General features: G+C 61.1%; 16 protein-coding genes and 1 tRNA gene. 7 read left to right on the forward strand and 10 right to left on the reverse strand.

Translation table 11 applies throughout. The features are described from left to right. Positions 1 to 18: 18 nt before the first annotated feature. From PAF20_RS00090 to PAF20_RS00105, 4 genes are read left to right on the forward strand one after another with little or no spacing between them, the layout of a single operon-like run. The gene (locus PAF20_RS00090; protein WP_271071740.1) at positions 19 to 1,017 is read left to right on the forward strand and encodes an ABC transporter ATP-binding protein; all 999 of its coding nucleotides are present in this window, start codon (positions 19 to 21) and stop codon (positions 1,015 to 1,017) included. Continuing rightward, complete coding sequence (locus PAF20_RS00095) at positions 1,017 to 2,000, forward strand: ABC transporter ATP-binding protein (RefSeq protein ID WP_271071741.1); 984 nt, start codon at positions 1,017 to 1,019, stop codon at positions 1,998 to 2,000. The genes PAF20_RS00090 and PAF20_RS00095 overlap by 1 nt, the downstream gene beginning before the upstream one ends. A gap of 10 nt (positions 2,001 to 2,010) precedes the next feature. Continuing rightward, positions 2,011 to 2,937: an ABC transporter permease gene (locus tag PAF20_RS00100; protein WP_271071742.1), complete on the forward strand. Its 927-nt coding sequence runs from the start codon at positions 2,011 to 2,013 to the stop codon at positions 2,935 to 2,937. Positions 2,938 to 2,949: 12 nt separating this feature from the next. Then, a complete protein-coding gene (locus tag PAF20_RS00105; RefSeq protein WP_271071743.1) occupies positions 2,950 to 3,819 on the forward strand; it encodes an ABC transporter permease in 870 nt (289 codons plus the stop codon). Positions 3,820 to 4,258: 439 nt separating this feature from the next. Here PAF20_RS00105 and PAF20_RS00110 read toward each other — a convergent pair whose 3' ends face one another. Continuing rightward, positions 4,259 to 5,089, reverse strand: a complete 831-nt coding sequence (locus PAF20_RS00110; RefSeq protein WP_271071744.1) for a hypothetical protein — start codon at positions 5,087 to 5,089, stop codon at positions 4,259 to 4,261. Positions 5,090 to 5,256: 167 nt separating this feature from the next. On the opposite strand from PAF20_RS00110, the gene PAF20_RS00115 reads away from it, so the two are divergent. After that, a tRNA-Thr gene (locus PAF20_RS00115) sits at positions 5,257 to 5,332 on the forward strand. A gap of 26 nt (positions 5,333 to 5,358) precedes the next feature. On the opposite strand, the gene PAF20_RS00120 is transcribed toward PAF20_RS00115, so the two are convergent. After that, positions 5,359 to 5,913, reverse strand: coding sequence for a hypothetical protein (locus tag PAF20_RS00120; protein ID WP_271071745.1), 555 nt, complete (start codon positions 5,911 to 5,913; stop codon positions 5,359 to 5,361). Between the two features lie 100 nt (positions 5,914 to 6,013). Here PAF20_RS00120 and moaA point away from each other — a divergent pair, with 100 nt between their 5' ends. After that, positions 6,014 to 7,018, forward strand: coding sequence for a GTP 3',8-cyclase MoaA (gene moaA, locus PAF20_RS00125; RefSeq protein WP_271071746.1), 1,005 nt, complete (start codon positions 6,014 to 6,016; stop codon positions 7,016 to 7,018). Positions 7,019 to 7,107: 89 nt separating this feature from the next. Here moaA and PAF20_RS00130 read toward each other — a convergent pair whose 3' ends face one another. From PAF20_RS00130 to glmU, 3 genes are read right to left on the reverse strand one after another with little or no spacing between them, the layout of a single operon-like run. Beyond that, positions 7,108 to 8,280 carry a M20 aminoacylase family protein gene (locus PAF20_RS00130; RefSeq protein WP_271071747.1) on the reverse strand — a complete coding sequence of 391 codons (1,173 nt, stop codon included), beginning with the start codon at positions 8,278 to 8,280 and terminating at the stop codon, positions 7,108 to 7,110. 49 nt (positions 8,281 to 8,329) lie between these two features. Further along, a complete protein-coding gene (gene glmS, locus PAF20_RS00135) occupies positions 8,330 to 10,147 on the reverse strand; it encodes a glutamine--fructose-6-phosphate transaminase (isomerizing) (RefSeq protein WP_271071748.1) in 1,818 nt (605 codons plus the stop codon). Then, positions 10,147 to 11,514, reverse strand: a complete 1,368-nt coding sequence (gene glmU, locus PAF20_RS00140; protein ID WP_271071749.1) for a bifunctional UDP-N-acetylglucosamine diphosphorylase/glucosamine-1-phosphate N-acetyltransferase GlmU — start codon at positions 11,512 to 11,514, stop codon at positions 10,147 to 10,149. The genes glmS and glmU overlap by 1 nt, the downstream gene beginning before the upstream one ends. Before the next feature lie 105 nt (positions 11,515 to 11,619). Between glmU and PAF20_RS00145 the strand changes: the two genes are divergently transcribed. Continuing rightward, complete coding sequence (locus tag PAF20_RS00145; RefSeq protein ID WP_271071750.1) at positions 11,620 to 12,303, forward strand: HAD-IA family hydrolase; 684 nt, start codon at positions 11,620 to 11,622, stop codon at positions 12,301 to 12,303. Here the strand turns inward: PAF20_RS00145 and PAF20_RS00150 are convergent. Genes PAF20_RS00150 through tsaD form a run of 5 tightly spaced genes read right to left on the reverse strand, consistent with a single transcriptional unit; the run spans position 12,296 to position 15,306 of the window. Continuing rightward, complete coding sequence (locus PAF20_RS00150; protein ID WP_271071751.1) at positions 12,296 to 12,712, reverse strand: EVE domain-containing protein; 417 nt, start codon at positions 12,710 to 12,712, stop codon at positions 12,296 to 12,298. The genes PAF20_RS00145 and PAF20_RS00150 overlap by 8 nt on opposite strands. After that, positions 12,712 to 12,984, reverse strand: coding sequence for a YciI family protein (locus tag PAF20_RS00155; RefSeq protein WP_271071752.1), 273 nt, complete (start codon positions 12,982 to 12,984; stop codon positions 12,712 to 12,714). The genes PAF20_RS00150 and PAF20_RS00155 overlap by 1 nt, the downstream gene beginning before the upstream one ends. Continuing rightward, positions 12,984 to 13,922, reverse strand: coding sequence for an NAD(P)H-dependent glycerol-3-phosphate dehydrogenase (locus tag PAF20_RS00160; RefSeq protein ID WP_271071753.1), 939 nt, complete (start codon positions 13,920 to 13,922; stop codon positions 12,984 to 12,986). Before PAF20_RS00160 ends, PAF20_RS00155 begins: the two co-directional genes overlap by 1 nt. Next, complete coding sequence (locus PAF20_RS00165) at positions 13,919 to 14,245, reverse strand: hypothetical protein (RefSeq protein WP_271071754.1); 327 nt, start codon at positions 14,243 to 14,245, stop codon at positions 13,919 to 13,921. The genes PAF20_RS00160 and PAF20_RS00165 overlap by 4 nt, the downstream gene beginning before the upstream one ends. Continuing rightward, positions 14,242 to 15,306, reverse strand: coding sequence for a tRNA (adenosine(37)-N6)-threonylcarbamoyltransferase complex transferase subunit TsaD (gene tsaD / locus PAF20_RS00170; protein WP_271071755.1), 1,065 nt, complete (start codon positions 15,304 to 15,306; stop codon positions 14,242 to 14,244). Before tsaD ends, PAF20_RS00165 begins: the two co-directional genes overlap by 4 nt. Positions 15,307 to 15,346: the final 40 nt, after the last annotated feature.

A 15,346-nucleotide genomic window follows, 5' to 3' on the forward strand; every position in this document is an offset into this window, starting at 1 on the left:
GAAATCGGGGGTTAAATCGTGACCAAGCTTGTAGAGATCCGCGACCTTCGTGTTGCTTTCGATGGCATCGAGGTTCTGCATGGCATCAACCTGTCCGTAGCGCCGGGCGAGGCGCTTGGCCTTGTTGGCGAAAGCGGTTGCGGGAAGTCGGTGACATGGCTTGCGGCGCTTGGCCTGCTTCCGTCGAAGGCGTCAGTGTCCGGCAGTGTCGTGGTCGACGATCAGGAACTGTCGGGTGCAGCGCGGACGGTGCTGGAAAATGTGCGCGGCGGGCGCGTCGCAATGATCTTTCAGGACGCCTCAAGCGCGCTAAATCCGGTTCTCAAGGTCGGCAAGCAGTTATGCGAAGCGCTGCGGCTGCATCGTGGCCTGACTGGTGCTGCCGCGAAGGCGCGCGCTCTGGAATTGATGGATACCGTCGGCATTCCGGATGCGAGGGGACGGTTCAACCTCTACCCGCACGAGTTTTCCGGCGGTCAGTGCCAACGCCTTATGATCGCAATGGCAATCGCCGGAGAGCCGGACCTGCTGATCGCGGATGAGCCGACAACGGCGCTCGACGCGACGATACAGGCGCAGATCCTCGACCTGCTGACACAGCTTCGTCAAGACATGAACATGGCGATGGTCTTTATCAGCCATGATCTCGGGGCGGTTGCACAGGTCTGCGAGAGGGTCTGCGTCATGTATGCAGGACGCATCGTCGAAGAGGGAGAGGTCAAAATGCTTTTTGACCGTCCAAGCCACCCCTATACACGCGGCCTGTTCGACGCGCTGCCGCGACTTGACGGTCCGCGCACGCCGCTGGTTCCGATCCGTGGCAACGTACCTGATCCGCGCAAGAAGCTGCCCGGCTGCGCCTTCGCGCCGCGATGCACGCAGGCGCGCGCGTTCTGTCAGCAAGAGGTGCCATCGCTTTTGCCGCAGACGGACGGGCGCAAGCTCGCCTGCGCCTTTCCTATCAGTCATTCCCGCCCGGCGGAAACGCCACAGAAGCAGTTCGAGGGGGCGCTGTGATGAAACCATTGCTGGAAACCCGCAATCTTGTTCGGGTCTACGCGGGGCGCAAGGGTCTGCTTGGCAAGCCGGTCGCCATTCGCGCTGTGGATGGCGTGGCGCTGCGGCTGCACCAGGGTGAAACGCTGGGCATCGTCGGCGAAAGCGGGTCTGGCAAATCGACGCTGGGCCGTATGCTTCTTGGCGTTGATCCGGCGCAGGACGGCGTGGTGCGCTTTGACGGCGAAGCCCTGCCACCACTTGGCACGAAAGAATGGCGTTCGCTGCGCTCGCAAATGCAGATGGTTTATCAGGACCCGCTTGCCGCGTTGGATCGCCGGCTGAAGATCGCCGCGCAGATCCGCGAACCGCTGGATATTCATGCAATCGGCTCGCCTGCCGAACGGGACGCCCGTGTCGGTGAATTGCTGCGCTCGGTTGGCCTTGGTACGCAGCATGCCAGCCGCTACCCGCATGAGCTTTCCGGCGGTCAGCGTCAGAGGGTTGTGATCGCGCGCGCCCTGGCCACCGCTCCGCGCCTTCTTGTCTGTGATGAGCCTGTATCCGCGCTCGACGTATCCATCCAGGCGCAGGTGGTAAACCTGCTGCGGGATCTAACGCGCGACAGCCGCCTGTCCATGGTGTTCATCAGCCACGACCTGAAGGTGGTGCGCAACCTCTGTGACCGGGTCGCGGTGATGTATCTGGGGCGGATCGTCGAAGAAGGCCCGACCACCCAGCTTTTTGCCGCGCCGAAGCATCCCTACACTCAGGCGCTTATCTCATCCGTGCCCGAGCCGGGTCGCGTTCTTGACAGCCGGGTCATCCTGCAAGGTGAGCCACCCGATCCCGCGCGACGCCCCAACGGCTGCGCTTTTCATCCCCGCTGCCCGTTGGCGAGCGACATCTGCCGCGCGCGCGTGCCGCAACTGATGCCCGTCGCTTCGGGGCAGGCGGCTGCCTGCCATCATGTGAATACCGTGAATACGGTCCGCGCCGCGTAAGGATCATGCCATGATCAGATTTGTCGCCCTGCGCCTTTTCCGCGCCATTGTCACAGTGCTGGCCGTGATGACATTTGCTTTCGTCGTGCTGCGCATGTCGGGCGACCCGGCGGAAGTTCTGATGGGACCCGACGTGCCGCAAAGTGTGATCGACGCATTTCGCAAGGAATGGGGCCTCGACGCGCCGCTCTGGCAGCAATACCTGTCCTATCTGCGAGCCATCCTTTCAGGTGATTTCGGCTTATCTATGCGTGACCGGGCACCCGCGCTTGATCTGGTGATGGAGCGTGTACCGGCGACGCTGATGCTGACCATACCGGCCCTGTTGCTGAAGCTGGGCCTTGGAATTCCGGCAGGCATATATGCGGCGCTGCACCGCGACAGCGCCGTGGACCGCGGTGTCATCTTTCTGGCCGTGCTGGGTTTTACCATTCCATCGTTTGTGCTTGGGTTGGTGCTGGTCCTGATATTCTCTGTGACCTATGGGGTGCTGCCATCGGGTGGCTATGGGTCGTGGCAACATGCGATATTGCCTGCGGTTACCATTTCGATCGGCGGCATCGGCATCCTCGCACGCTTCTCTCGCTCTGCCATGATCGAGGTGCTGGGGCAGCCCTATATCCGCACCGCTTCCGCCAAGGGACTGAAATGGCGTCACGTCGTTATGGGGCACGCGCTTCCGAATGCGGCTGTCCCCATCGTGACCATTGTCGGCTTCATGGTCGGATCGCTGGTCGCAGGCGCCGTGGTGGTCGAGACGATATTTTCCTGGCCCGGAATCGGGCGGTTGCTGATCGTATCTGTGTCGAACAGAGATCTGGCCGTTGTGCAATGTATCCTGCTGCTGATCGCGGCGCTCATGGTGGTCTCCAACCTTATTGTCGATCTGCTTTACGGCTGGCTTGATCCGCGCCTGCGCACGCAGAGCGCCCACTGATCGGGGTATAAAATGGCTGACGCTACGCAAATTCATTCACTGCCCAGAGGCGCAAGGTTCAAGGCGCGTATAGGTCGCGTTCCGGTCACGGTGTGGTTGGGGCTGACCTGGCTGGCTGGCATGGTGATCTGTGCCCTGCTGGCCGATCTGATCCGACCCTACGACATCACGCAGATGGACCTTTCCGCGCGGCTGTCCCCACCGGGAACGCCGGGCCATTGGCTTGGCACGGATGAATTGGGGCGGGACGTGCTGTCACGGCTGATCCAATCGGTCAGGGTCTCGCTGGTGATCGCGTTTGGGGCAACCGTTATCTCAGCCGTGTTCGGTACCACGCTTGGCTTTTTGGCTGCGCAGTTCCGAGGGGTGGTTGAACATTTCGTCGTCATGCTGGCCGATTTTCAGGCGGCGCTGCCCTTCCTGATCATGTCGCTTGCCGTGCTGGCCTTCTTCGGCTCTTCAATGGTCTTGCTCGTCTGCCTGATGGGCTTTTACGGATGGGAGCGTTATGCGCGAATTGCGCGCGGGTTGGCGATTTCGGCGGGCGCGCAGGGTTACGCCGCAGCGGTCGTGCAGCTTGGTGCCACGCCACGGCGGGTCTACCTGAAGCATATCCTGCCGAATGTCGCATCGACGCTGATCGTTTCGATGACTCTGACCTTTCCCGAAATCATCCTGATGGAATCCGGCTTGTCCTTTCTGGGCCTCGGTGTGCAGCCGCCAGAAACCAGTCTTGGCAACATGGTCGGTTTCGGGCGCGATTATCTGACGACAGCCCCCTGGATCATGCTGGGCCCGGCTGTCGTGATCATGTTGACAACTCTTTCGATCTCTCTGGTGGGTGACTGGCTGCGCGACAAGCTGGACCCCACAGTCGGCTGAACGAATGGAGCAATAAAGCTGACTTCAATCGCTAGCTCTGGTTCGCACGCCTGAGGCGGCCCTTTATCGCCGCTCCGTTTTGCCTGATAGGTGCGGAGCACGCCTTGCGCCGCGCCTGCGAAAAGATGCGATCCCGGGCCCGCGTGAATGACGCCGAATATCATGCTTGGTGCCCTAAGGGCCAGGTCTTGTGGGCGATTTTGGCGAAGAGACAGATGAGTTGGAATACTGAAATTTTTAGAACAGCTTCGCGTTGTTCGGTGATTCCAAACAGGCGGTGAGACTGACTCTATTTACGACTGGCTGGCGGAGACTGATGTTCACGGTCAACAGAAGAAAGCTGCTAACAATGAAAATGAGCCGGTTAAAGCCCTGACACAGGCGCGGTGGCTCCAAGCAAAACTGACCGAACCCCTTCGTTCGTTGCGCCCACACCCGATCACGCGGAAATAAGCTCTACCCCGCTCAGCGCTGCGATCTCTGCCAGATCCGCCGCATAGATTTCAGACAGTTTGTCGACTACATCCTGCGTCCAGCCGGGTAGGGTAAGTTCGGTCTCCAATGCGCTGATGTCCGCTGATGCGAGCGCATATTCCACCAGATCACGTCTGGCACTGATATTGCCTGCGACTTCCTCGGTAATGCTTTGCTTCAGTTCCGAAAGAGCTTCGGCCGAAAGTAGCTCTGCCAGTATCACGTCTTCATCAAGCAGCGGCATCGCGCTGCTCACACCGGCCATTCGCCGCAAGACCTCTGGCCAGATGAAAGGCAGATCCTCTTGGGCCCAGGTCACAATTGTGCGTCCAGGCACGGCCGACAGGAAACGGCGGAACATGGGGGCCCATCGTAATTGTTCCAAGTCGATCCCATCCATCACCGCGCCATAGTCGCCCTTCGACATTTCCACGATAACTTGCACATGGCGCGCGGGATGAAGGATGCCGACGAAGAACTCGACAGAGGAATCCGGGAACAGGTTCGAAAGCCCGGCCATCCGGTGATGCGCGAAAGCGTAAACGCCCTGCGTCGTGATCGCCCGTTTCGGCAGTCCGATGAAGCCTGACTGCGACAGCACGACCCGCGCGGCCTCGTCACTGTCCATGACCGCGTCCAGCAGCATCTCCTGCATTTCGTCAGAGGCTGTCCCGCCTTTCAGTGCAGCGAGTGCTTCACCGTAGACGCCACGGTATCTGCGCGGGGACGGAACCTCGATCCCGGCCTTCCAAAGCTCATCCCGATTGCGCAGCAGCGTCCGGATTATACGTTCCATGCCGCTTCCGTAAGCGCCGACGTGATAGACTATTTCCATACGATATCTGATCTTCTTAAACTGCGGGTCAAACTAGCTTTTACGGTGCGGCAGGAAAACCTCTTTCAGACTCTGGCTTGCGCCCGACGCGGAGTGCCGTTAATCGGGCAGCAGGACATGAGTTCAGGGCCGGCATAGCTCAGCTGGTAGAGCAGCTGATTTGTAATCAGAAGGTCGCGGGTTCGATTCCTGCTGCCGGCACCACGATCCGATCCAGTCCGCTTTGATCGCTAGTTCTGCCAGACCTCTATTTCCGGAAGCTCTGTCAGCGGCACATCAAGCGCCTGCATTGCTGCAAGTGAAAGCTGGCTGCCAGAGCCACCGCCGCCCAAAGGTTGCAGGTCGACATTCGCCGATTTTCCGCTTGCCGGGTTCACCACGCGCCCCTTGCCAGCCGCGGAAACGAGCGGGGTCTTGATCCAGAAGCCGCCTTCTGTCGCGTCGCCGAGAGATGCGACGGTCGTTCCCAACAGTCCTCCGCCCGAGGCAGGTGCTGCCGCTGCCGCCTTTTCTTCCGCAGAGGTCGTGTCAAGCTGCGCGACGGTCTGCCCGCCGCCCTGCAATCCGGATGTACTGGATTGCGCGGGGGCGGCCGAAGGCGCGGCGACGGGCTCGACGTAGCCGCCGTCTAGGCCATCGCCGGTGGTCGTTGTTGAGCCTGCCGCCGCAGCCTCTCTGGCGGCGGCTTCGGGGCGCGAGACGATGTCGCTTCCGCCTGAGAGGCCGCAGGCGCTTAGTGTCGCTGTGCTCAGCCCCAGAATGGCAATGGCTCTGGCTCGGATCATCTCGATCTCCCTCGTTTTTCAGGGTTGAGGCTAGCTGCGGGCCGCCGCTTAGGCAACGCCGGAACTTGCGGGGTGGCAAGGACCGACCTATTTCAAAGGAATGAACGTGACGCCGCTGATTGATCCATTCGCGCGACCGATTACCTATCTGAGGGTGTCGGTGACGGATCGTTGCGATTTTCGGTGTAGCTACTGCATGGCGGAACATATGCAGTTTCTGCCCAAGCGTGACCTGCTGACGCTGGAAGAACTGGACCGGATGTGTTCGGCCTTTGTGGGGCTGGGCGTGCGAAAGCTGCGGATCACCGGCGGCGAGCCGCTGGCCCGGCGCGACATCATGTCATTCTTCCGCGCAGTTTCCCGCCATCTGGGCGAGGGGCTGGATGAGCTGACATTGACCACGAATGGCAGCCAGTTGCGTCGATTTGCTGCAGAACTGGCGGATATCGGGGTGCGCCGGGTCAATGTCTCGCTCGATACGCTGGACCCGGAAAAATTCGCGAAGATCACGCGTTGGGGCCGTTTGCCGCAAGTGCTGGACGGTATTGCCGCGGCGAAAGATGCGGGGTTGCGCGTCAAAATCAACGCCGTGGCGCTGAAGGGTTTCAACGAGGATGAGTTGTTTTCCCTGATTGATTGGTGTGCAACCGAAGATCACGACCTGACCTTTATCGAGGTCATGCCTATGGGAGATATGGGGGAAGCGGACAGGCGGGATCAGTACTGGCCCTTGTCAGACCTGCGCAATCGTATCGCCGAGCGGTATACGGTTGTTGATCTGGCAGAGCGCACCGGCGGCCCGGCCCGATATGTCAGGCTGGCTGAAAACGGTCAAAAAATAGGCTTCATCACCCCGCTGACCCATAATTTTTGCGAAAGCTGCAATCGCGTGCGCGTGACCTGCACAGGAGAGCTTTATATGTGCCTCGGGCAAGAGGACCGTGCCGATTTGCGCGCGCCGCTGCGCAACTCACCTGACGATACAGATCTGACGGAGGCTATTCGCGCAGCGATTGCGCGCAAGCCGAAAGGGCATGATTTCGACTATTCACGCCAGAAGATTGCTGGACAGGTCAGCCGGCATATGAGCCATACCGGGGGATAGCCCCTGCGGTTCGGACCGGGGGCCAGCCCCCGGACCCCCGAGGTATTTTGAGCACCAAAGACAGGCAGGCCGGATGGCGGGTGCGACGATCAGGCGGCGGGCATTCGCGTTTCGATCATGCCGGACAGCCAGCTTGCACCGAAGGGGATCGCATCGTCGGAGAAGATATATTTCGGGTGGTGCAGCGGGGCGCTGTCGCCATTGCCTAAGAAGATATAGGCGCCCGGCCGCCGTTCCAGCATGAAGCTGAAATCTTCGGATGCCATGATGGGTGCGGTTTCGGGATCGACATTGCCCTCTCCGGCGACGGCTTTGGCGACATTCACCGCGTGCTGCGTTGGTTCGGGATGATTGATGGTCACGGGGTAGCCGCGATTGTATTGGACCTTTGCCGTCGCGCCGAGGGCCTGCGCTGTATTCTGGGCGACGCGGCGCAGTGCATCGGCCTGAAGTTCGCGCGTATCGGCGTCGAGGCTGCGGGCGGTGCCGCGTATGGTGACGGTTTCGGGAATGACATTATAGGCAGTCGAATCGGAATCGACGACGCAGCAGGAGATCACACCGCTTTTCAGCGGGTCCACATTGCGTGAGACAACGGATTGCAGTGCGACGATGATATGCGCCGCGGTCAGCATTGTGTCTGTTCCCATCTGCGGCTGTGCGGCATGCCCGCCGCGGCCGGTGACGGTAATCTCGAACTCGTCGGCGGAGGCCATCATTCCGCCTTCGCATATTGCGAACTGTCCCACTGGGATACCGGGCATATTGTGCAGGCCGTAGAATTCCTGAATGTTCCAGCGATCCGCCAGCCCATCTTCGAGCATGGCACGGGCGCCCGCCTGGCCCTCCTCCGCGGGCTGGAAGATGAGGATGGCTGTTCCGTCGAAATTGCGCGTTTCGCACAGGTATTTTGCTGCACCCAGAAGCATTGATGTATGGCCATCGTGCCCGCAGGCATGCATTTTTCCCGGTATGGTCGACGCATAGTCCAGACCCGTTGCCTCGGTAATCGGCAGGGCATCCATGTCCGCGCGAAGCCCGATCACGCGGTCATTGGTATTGCTGCGGCCGTGGATCACCCCCACCACACCGGTTCTGCCGATCCCTTCATGCACCTCGTCCACGCCGAATTCGCGCAGCAATTCAGCTACGCGTGACGCTGTGCGGTGGACATCGTACTGAAGTTCCGGATGGGCGTGGAAGTCATGCCGCCAAGCAACGATTTCCGGCAGCATCTCGGCAAAACGGTTTTTCACGGGCATGACAGTTTCCTTATGGCCAGCGATAGCAGGTGAGGGGTGCGCTGCGTAACTACTCGACCGTAACTGATTTTGCGAGGTTTCTGGGTTGATCGACATCGGTGCCTTTAGCAACCGCCGTGTAATAGGCGAGGTATTGCATCGGGACGGCATAGACGATGGGCTGGAAAATGCCGCCCCCGGTGGGCATGGTCAGGCTGGCCCGGACGCCATCGCCGCCTTCGCGGATACCAGCGGCATCAGAGATCAACAGAACCTGACCGTGACGGGCCATGACTTCCTGCATGTTCGAGATCGTTTTTTCGAACAACTCGTCGCGCGGGGCGACGACGACCACGGGCATATGCTGGTCGATCAGTGCGATCGGGCCGTGCTTCAACTCTCCGGAGGCATAGCCTTCGGCGTGGATATAGCTGAGTTCCTTCAGCTTAAGCGCGCCTTCGAGTGCGACGGGGTAAAGCGGGCCGCGCCCGAGGAACAGAACATCGGTGCTTTCCGAAAGCCAGCCAGACAGCTCCTGACACTCATCTGCGATGTTGATGGCCTGGTTAACCAGGGCCGGTATCGCGCGCAGGTCGTCGATATGTGAGGCAAGTTCAGCATCGGTCAGGCGGCCGCGATCATGAGCTGCCTTGAGGGCAAGTACGGCCAGAACGGTCAACTGGCAGGTAAATGCTTTCGAAGAGGCGACGCAGACCTCTACCCCCGCGAGGGTCGGAAGGGCGATATCAGTGTCGCGTGCAATGGCCGAGGTTCCGACATTTACGACGCCGAGGGTCTTTGCCACCTTTCCGTTTGCATAGTGGAGCGCCGCCAGCGTGTCTGCGGTTTCGCCGGACTGGCTGATGAACATGGCCCAGCTTTTGTCAGACAGGGGCGGTTCGCGGTAGCGGAACTCCGACGCGACATCCAGATCGCAGGGCAGGCCGGCCAGCTTTTCGAACCAGTATTTGGCGACATATCCAGCAAGATACGCGGTGCCGCAGGCAACAAGGGTCAGTCGGTCCGTATCACGGAAATCCAGCCCTTCGGGCAGGACGATCCGGCCATCCTTGATATAGTGGCTCAGCACGTCGCCGATGACCGCGGGTTGCTGGGCGATTTCCTTTGCCATGAAGTGGCGGTAGCCGCCCTTGTCGATGGTCGTCGCGCCCACGTCGATCTGCGCGATTTCACGATTTACCGGGCGGCCATCGGCGTTGAAGACTTCGGCACCTTCGCGGGTGAGGATGACGTGATCGCCCTCTTCCAGATAGGTGATACGATCGGTGAAGGGGGCAAGCGCAATCGCGTCAGAGCCGACATACATTTCGTTGTCGCCGTGACCCACCGCAAGCGGACTTCCCCTGCGGGCGGCAACCATCAGATCGGATTCGCCTTCGAAGAGGAACGCCAGGGCAAAAGCGCCGTGCAGCCGGGACAGCGTGGCGCGCGCGGCCTCGACCGGGGTCAGGCCATCGGCCAGATATTTGGCGGTCAGCATGGCGACGGTTTCGGTGTCAGTCTCTGATTCAGGGCTGTAGCCGGCAGCGACCAGTTCTTCGCGCAATTCCTTGAAGTTTTCGATGATGCCATTGTGCACAACCGCCACAGGCCCGCGTTGATGCGGGTGGGCATTGCCTTCGGTCGCGGCACCATGCGTGGCCCAGCGGGTGTGACCGATACCGGACCTGCCGGACAGGGGTTGGGCGACAAGCCGGTCTGACAGGTTCACCAGCTTACCGACGGCGCGCCTGCGATCCAGCTTGCCCGCGTCGTCAATGGTGGCAACGCCTGCGCTGTCATAGCCGCGATATTCCAGACGCTTCAGCGCCTCGACCAGTTGCGGGGCGACCTGATGGCTGCCCAGAATTCCGATGATCCCGCACATCAGCGCTGCCCCTTCTTTGCCTTTTGCTCTCGCAGCGCCTGCATGATGCGGCGGGCGAGGCCTGCTTTGTTTGTCTGACGCGCGCGGCCAACACCAAGCGCATCCGGCGGCACATCTTCGGTTATGACCGATCCGGATGCTGTCATGGCATGATCGCCAACCTTCACCGGTGCGACCAGCATGGTGTCAGAGCCTATAAACGCCTCTGCCCCGATCTCTGTGCGGTGCTTCATCACGCCGTCATAGTTGCAGGTCACAGTGCCTGCGCCGATATTCGTGCGCTCACCGATATGCGCATCGCCAAGATAGGTCAGGTGGCCGACCTTCACGCCTTCGTCCAGCACAGAGTTCTTTATTTCGACGAAGTTGCCGACATGAACGTCGCCGCCAAGCTCTGCGCCCGGGCGCAGCCGTGCGAAGGGGCCGACAGTTGCGCCGGTGGAAATGTGGCAGCCCTCAAGGTGGCAGAAGCCGAGGATTTCGGCGCCGCTTTCCACCGTGACGCCAGGGCCAAAGATGACATTAGGGCCGATGATCGCGTCACGCCCGATATGAGTGTCGAGCGAGAAAAACACCGTTTCAGGCGCGGTCAGGGTTATACCCTCTTCCAGTGCCTCAATACGGCGGCGGGCCTGAAAAATCGCCTCTGCCCGTGCCAGCTCGGTGCGCGAATTGACGCCAAGCGTCTCTGCCTCTTGGCAGGTGACGACAGCGGCCCGATGGCCGTTGTCGCGTGCGAGGCCCGGAATATCCGTCAGGTAGTATTCGCCAGACGCGTTGTCGTTGCCGATCCGGTCGATAAGCTGCCGCAGCAGCGCTGCATCCACGGCCATGACACCTGAATTGCAGAGGCGGATTGCCCGCGTCGTCTCATCGGCGTCCTTGAACTCTACAATGCGCAACAGATTGCCTGCATCATCCGTCATCAGCCGGCCATAGCGGCCCGGATCCGCAGCCTCAAAGCCAAGCACGACAACATCAGCATCATGTGTGGTCAGCTTCGCCAGCGTGTCCTCGCTGATGAAGGGCGTATCGCCGTAAAGCACGATCACCCGCCCGTCGAACCCGTCCAGCAGCGGCAGGGCCTGCGCCACGGCATGGCCGGTGCCAAGCTGTTCGGCCTGCAGCGCGATCTTCGCCGTTTCATCCAGTTTGCCGACGGCCTTGCCGACCTGTTCCGCACCGTGGCCTGTCACGACGACGATATGGGCCGGATCAAGGCTGCGCGCTGCGGCAAGCGCATGGCCCACCATCGGAACCGCGCCGACCTTGTGCAGCACTTTCGGTAGGTCGGATTTCATTCTGCTGCCTTGCCCGGCTGCGAGAATAACGACTGCGATTTCCTGACTTTTCGTCTGTTCCGACATACTGCCCGTTTCGTTGTTTGCCGTTTCTTCACAGGCGGTTTACCCCTTGGCGGGGCAAGCTCGCAAGCGCTCGATACTTCACTTGATTTGACGAAAGGTTACAGAATGGCCGGGACAGTGGTTTTTGATCTCGACGGAACCTTGGTGGACACGGCGGGCGATCTGATTGCTGCGGCCAATACGGCACTGGCGCGGCGCGGGCTTGGTGGCCTTGATCCGGTCGCAGATGCGCGGATTGCGGGCTATGGTGCAAGGGCGATGTTGCGGGCTGGCTATGCGCGGGCAAGCGCCGGGATGCTGATACCGCCACAGGCCGAGGATGAAGATTTTCCTATCGTGCTGGACGCCTATGGCGCCGCCATCGCCGTGCATTCGCGACCGTATCCGGGGCTGGAACGCGCGCTCGCGCAACTGGCTGATGCTGGTTTCCTGCTGAGCGTCTGCACCAACAAACCTGAGAGTCTGGCAGACAAGCTGCTGCGCGAATTGGGTATCCGCGATGCCTTTGCGGCCCTGATCGGTGCCGATACGATGCCGGTCCGAAAGCCTGATCCGGTGCCTTACCGCGAGGCCGTGACGCGCGCCGGTGGCACGGTCGCTGCCTCTTTCATGGTTGGGGACACAGAGACCGATCTGAAAACCGCACGCAATTCCGGGGTGCGCGTGGCCCTTGTGTCATTCGGGCCAGAGGGGCCGTCGCTGTCGAAACTAAAGCCCGATGCCATGCTGGATCATTTCGATGCGCTGCCCGATCTGGCGCAGAAATGGTTTTCAAAGTCTGCTATTTAAGCCCGCCCAGTTCCATCAGCACCGCCCATTCGTCCTCGCTGACTGGCTGGACCGAAAGGCGCGAATTGTTGACCAGCACCATATCCTTCAGGCGCGGTTCCTCTTTCGCCTGATCCAGTGTCACGGTCTTTTCCAGCGGTTGAACGGCCTTGATATCCACACATTCCCAGCGAGGGTCTTCGGTCGTCGAATCGGGATGGGCTTCAGCCACGACTTCGACAATGCCGACGCATTCCTTGCCGATATTGGAATGATACAGCATGCCGCGTTCGCCCTTTTTCATCGCCCGCATATTGTTGCGGGCCTGATAGTTGCGCACGCCGTCCCATTCTTCGCCCGTCTCGCCTCTGGCGACCAGATCGTCCCATCCAAAGACATTGGGTTCGGATTTGAACAACCAGAAAGCCATCAGCCGATCACCCTTTTCCACTCTTTGATGGTCACGGACTGGAACAAACCCGCCTTTCCGTAGGGGTCATCTGCCGCCCATGCCTCTGCCGCGGCCATATCAGCGACATCAAGAATTGCCATGGAACCAGCCATTTGACCGCCTTCGATCAGCGGGCCGCCAAGAAACACGGCGCCCGATTCATTTGCATAGGCCAGATGGGCCTCGCGGTTTTCCATGCGCAGCGGCAGGGAATCCGGTTTGTCACGGCAGATCACAGCGAAATAAGGCATCATTCCTCCTTCAGGGGGCGGCTCATCAGGTTTTCCATGGTCTCTGCCACGCCGGCGTGGCCCTGGGCAAGTGCTGCGACAGCATCGGCGATAGGCATGGCGATATCGCGGCGCTGCGCCAGCACGCTGACGGCCTGCGCGGTCGCAGCGCCTTCGACCGTGATGCTACTGTCAAATGTCTGCCCCGCGCCGAGTGCGTGACCATAACGGAAATTACGCGACAAGTCGGACGTGGACGTCAGCACCAGATCGCCAAGCCCCGACAGCCCGGCCAGAGTTTCGGGCCGTGCTCCAAGCGTCGTTGCCAACCTGACCATCTCGGCAAAGCCGCGCGTTATCAAAGCGGCACGGGCGCTGTCGCCAAGTCCCGCGCCAATCGCCACGCCTGCGGCAATGGCCACCACGTTTTTCAGCGCCCCACCCAACTCGGCGCCGCGCAGATCATCGCTGCGATAGATCCGCAGCACAGGGGTCGAAAGGTCACGCTGCAATGTCTCCAGATCGCTTTCGTCCGAGGCAAGCGTCAGGGCCGTGGGCATACCCCGTGCAATATCGGCGGCGAAACTGGGTCCGGTCAGCGTGGCAATGCGAGCCGTCGGACAGGAGGAGCGGATAAGGGTCGACGGCGACTCGCCCGTTTCAAGGTCGATTCCCTTGGCGGTGTTGACCAGCCAACGACCGTCCAGCAAGTGCCCATGCGCGCTCAGAAATCCCCGCAGCGCCTGGGCGGGCAGGGCAAGTACAAGCGGATCGCGATTAGCCGTGGCGGCAGCAAGGCTTCCGGTCAGTTGCACCGCATCCGGGATACCGACGCCCGGAAGCTGCGGCACCTGACGCTCCTTTCGCAGGCGACGGCCCCACAGGGTCACCTGCTGCGTCCCGCACAGCGCGACGGCCAATGCGGTGCCAAAGGCCCCGGCGCCGATGATCCCGATCATCGCTCTCCTCCATTCAGGTCGATATCGTTCTTCCGGCAGTACCAAAGGAACAGCGGCGCCTCGATCAGGGCCATGGACAGTACCGTAAAGACAAACCAATTCGTGGTCAGCAGGTCCGACCCGGTGTCGAAAATCAGCAGGCTGAAACCGATGCCTTGCCCGTAGAACAGACTGCCCGCAGCCAGCAGCGCAAGCACGAGCAGCAGCACATCAACGGGCAACATCTGCATGACGCGGCGGATATTCATCGCGGGGTAGATCGCGAAATAGGCCATACCAAGCAGCACAGCGTTGAGGATCAGCACCTTCAGTTCGGGCGTCATGCCTTGGCACCGCGCTTTCCCGCGCCCAACATGGGGGCCACGCTCTGATCCAGGGGCCAGCGGGGCCGACCCGCAAGATCCATCCCATCGCGCCGGCCCTGGCCGAATGCCTCGATGCCGGCCCATGCAATCATCGCGGCGTTGTCCGTGCACAGGCGCAGCGGCGGTGCTGTAAAGCGCGCGCCTGCCTTTGCAGCGACGGATTCCAGCCGCAGGCGGATTGCCCTGTTCGCGGCGACCCCGCCCGCGACTGCCAGAACCGGAACCGGATGCGCCGCCAGTGCCCGCGCTGTCTTTCCGGCCAGAACATCCGCGACGGCGGCCTGAAACCCGGCGCAAAGATCCGCGCGGTCCTGCACGGTCAGTCCGCCTTGTGTTTTCGACAGGTCATCACGCGCGCGCAGCACAGCCGTTTTCAGGCCCGAGAAGGACATGTCACATCCCGGCCGGTCAAGCAGCGGTCGGGGCAGGCTGAAACGACCTGCATCACCGGACAGTGCCTGTTCTTCGACCGAAGGGCCGCCGGGCTGGGGCAGGCCAAGTAGTTTGGCAACCTTGTCAAACGCCTCTCCCGGCGCGTCGTCGATGGTGCCTCCAAGGCGTGAGAACGCGTCGGGCCCGTCAACACGCAGAAACTGGCAATGCCCGCCAGAGACGAGCAGCATCAGGTAGGGATAGGCTATTCCATCCGTCAGCCGTGGCGTCAGCGCATGACCGGCAAGGTGGTTGACGCCAACCAGCGGCAGGCCCGAACCCGCGGCAAGCCCCTTGGCCAGCATGACCCCGGCCATCACCCCGCCGATCAGCCCCGGCCCAGCTGTCACCGCAATCCCGTCCAGTTTGGCAAGCGTCAAACCGGCCTCTGCCAATGCCTCCTCCACGCAGATATCCAGCTTTTCCGCATGGGCGCGGGCAGCGATTTCAGGCACCACTCCGCCAAAGGCGGCGTGAAGGTCGGTCTGGCCAGCAACGAGCGAAGACAGAATCTCGCCATCCCCGCGCACCACGGCAGCGGCGGTATCGTCGCAACTGCTTTCGATGCCCAGAAAGATCAGTGTCATGGTTGCGGCCTTGTGCGCGTTAAGGATAGCACTCAGATAG

This window comes from Paracoccus albus, from assembly GCF_027913035.1.
Lineage (GTDB): Bacteria > Pseudomonadota > Alphaproteobacteria > Rhodobacterales > Rhodobacteraceae > Paracoccus > Paracoccus albus.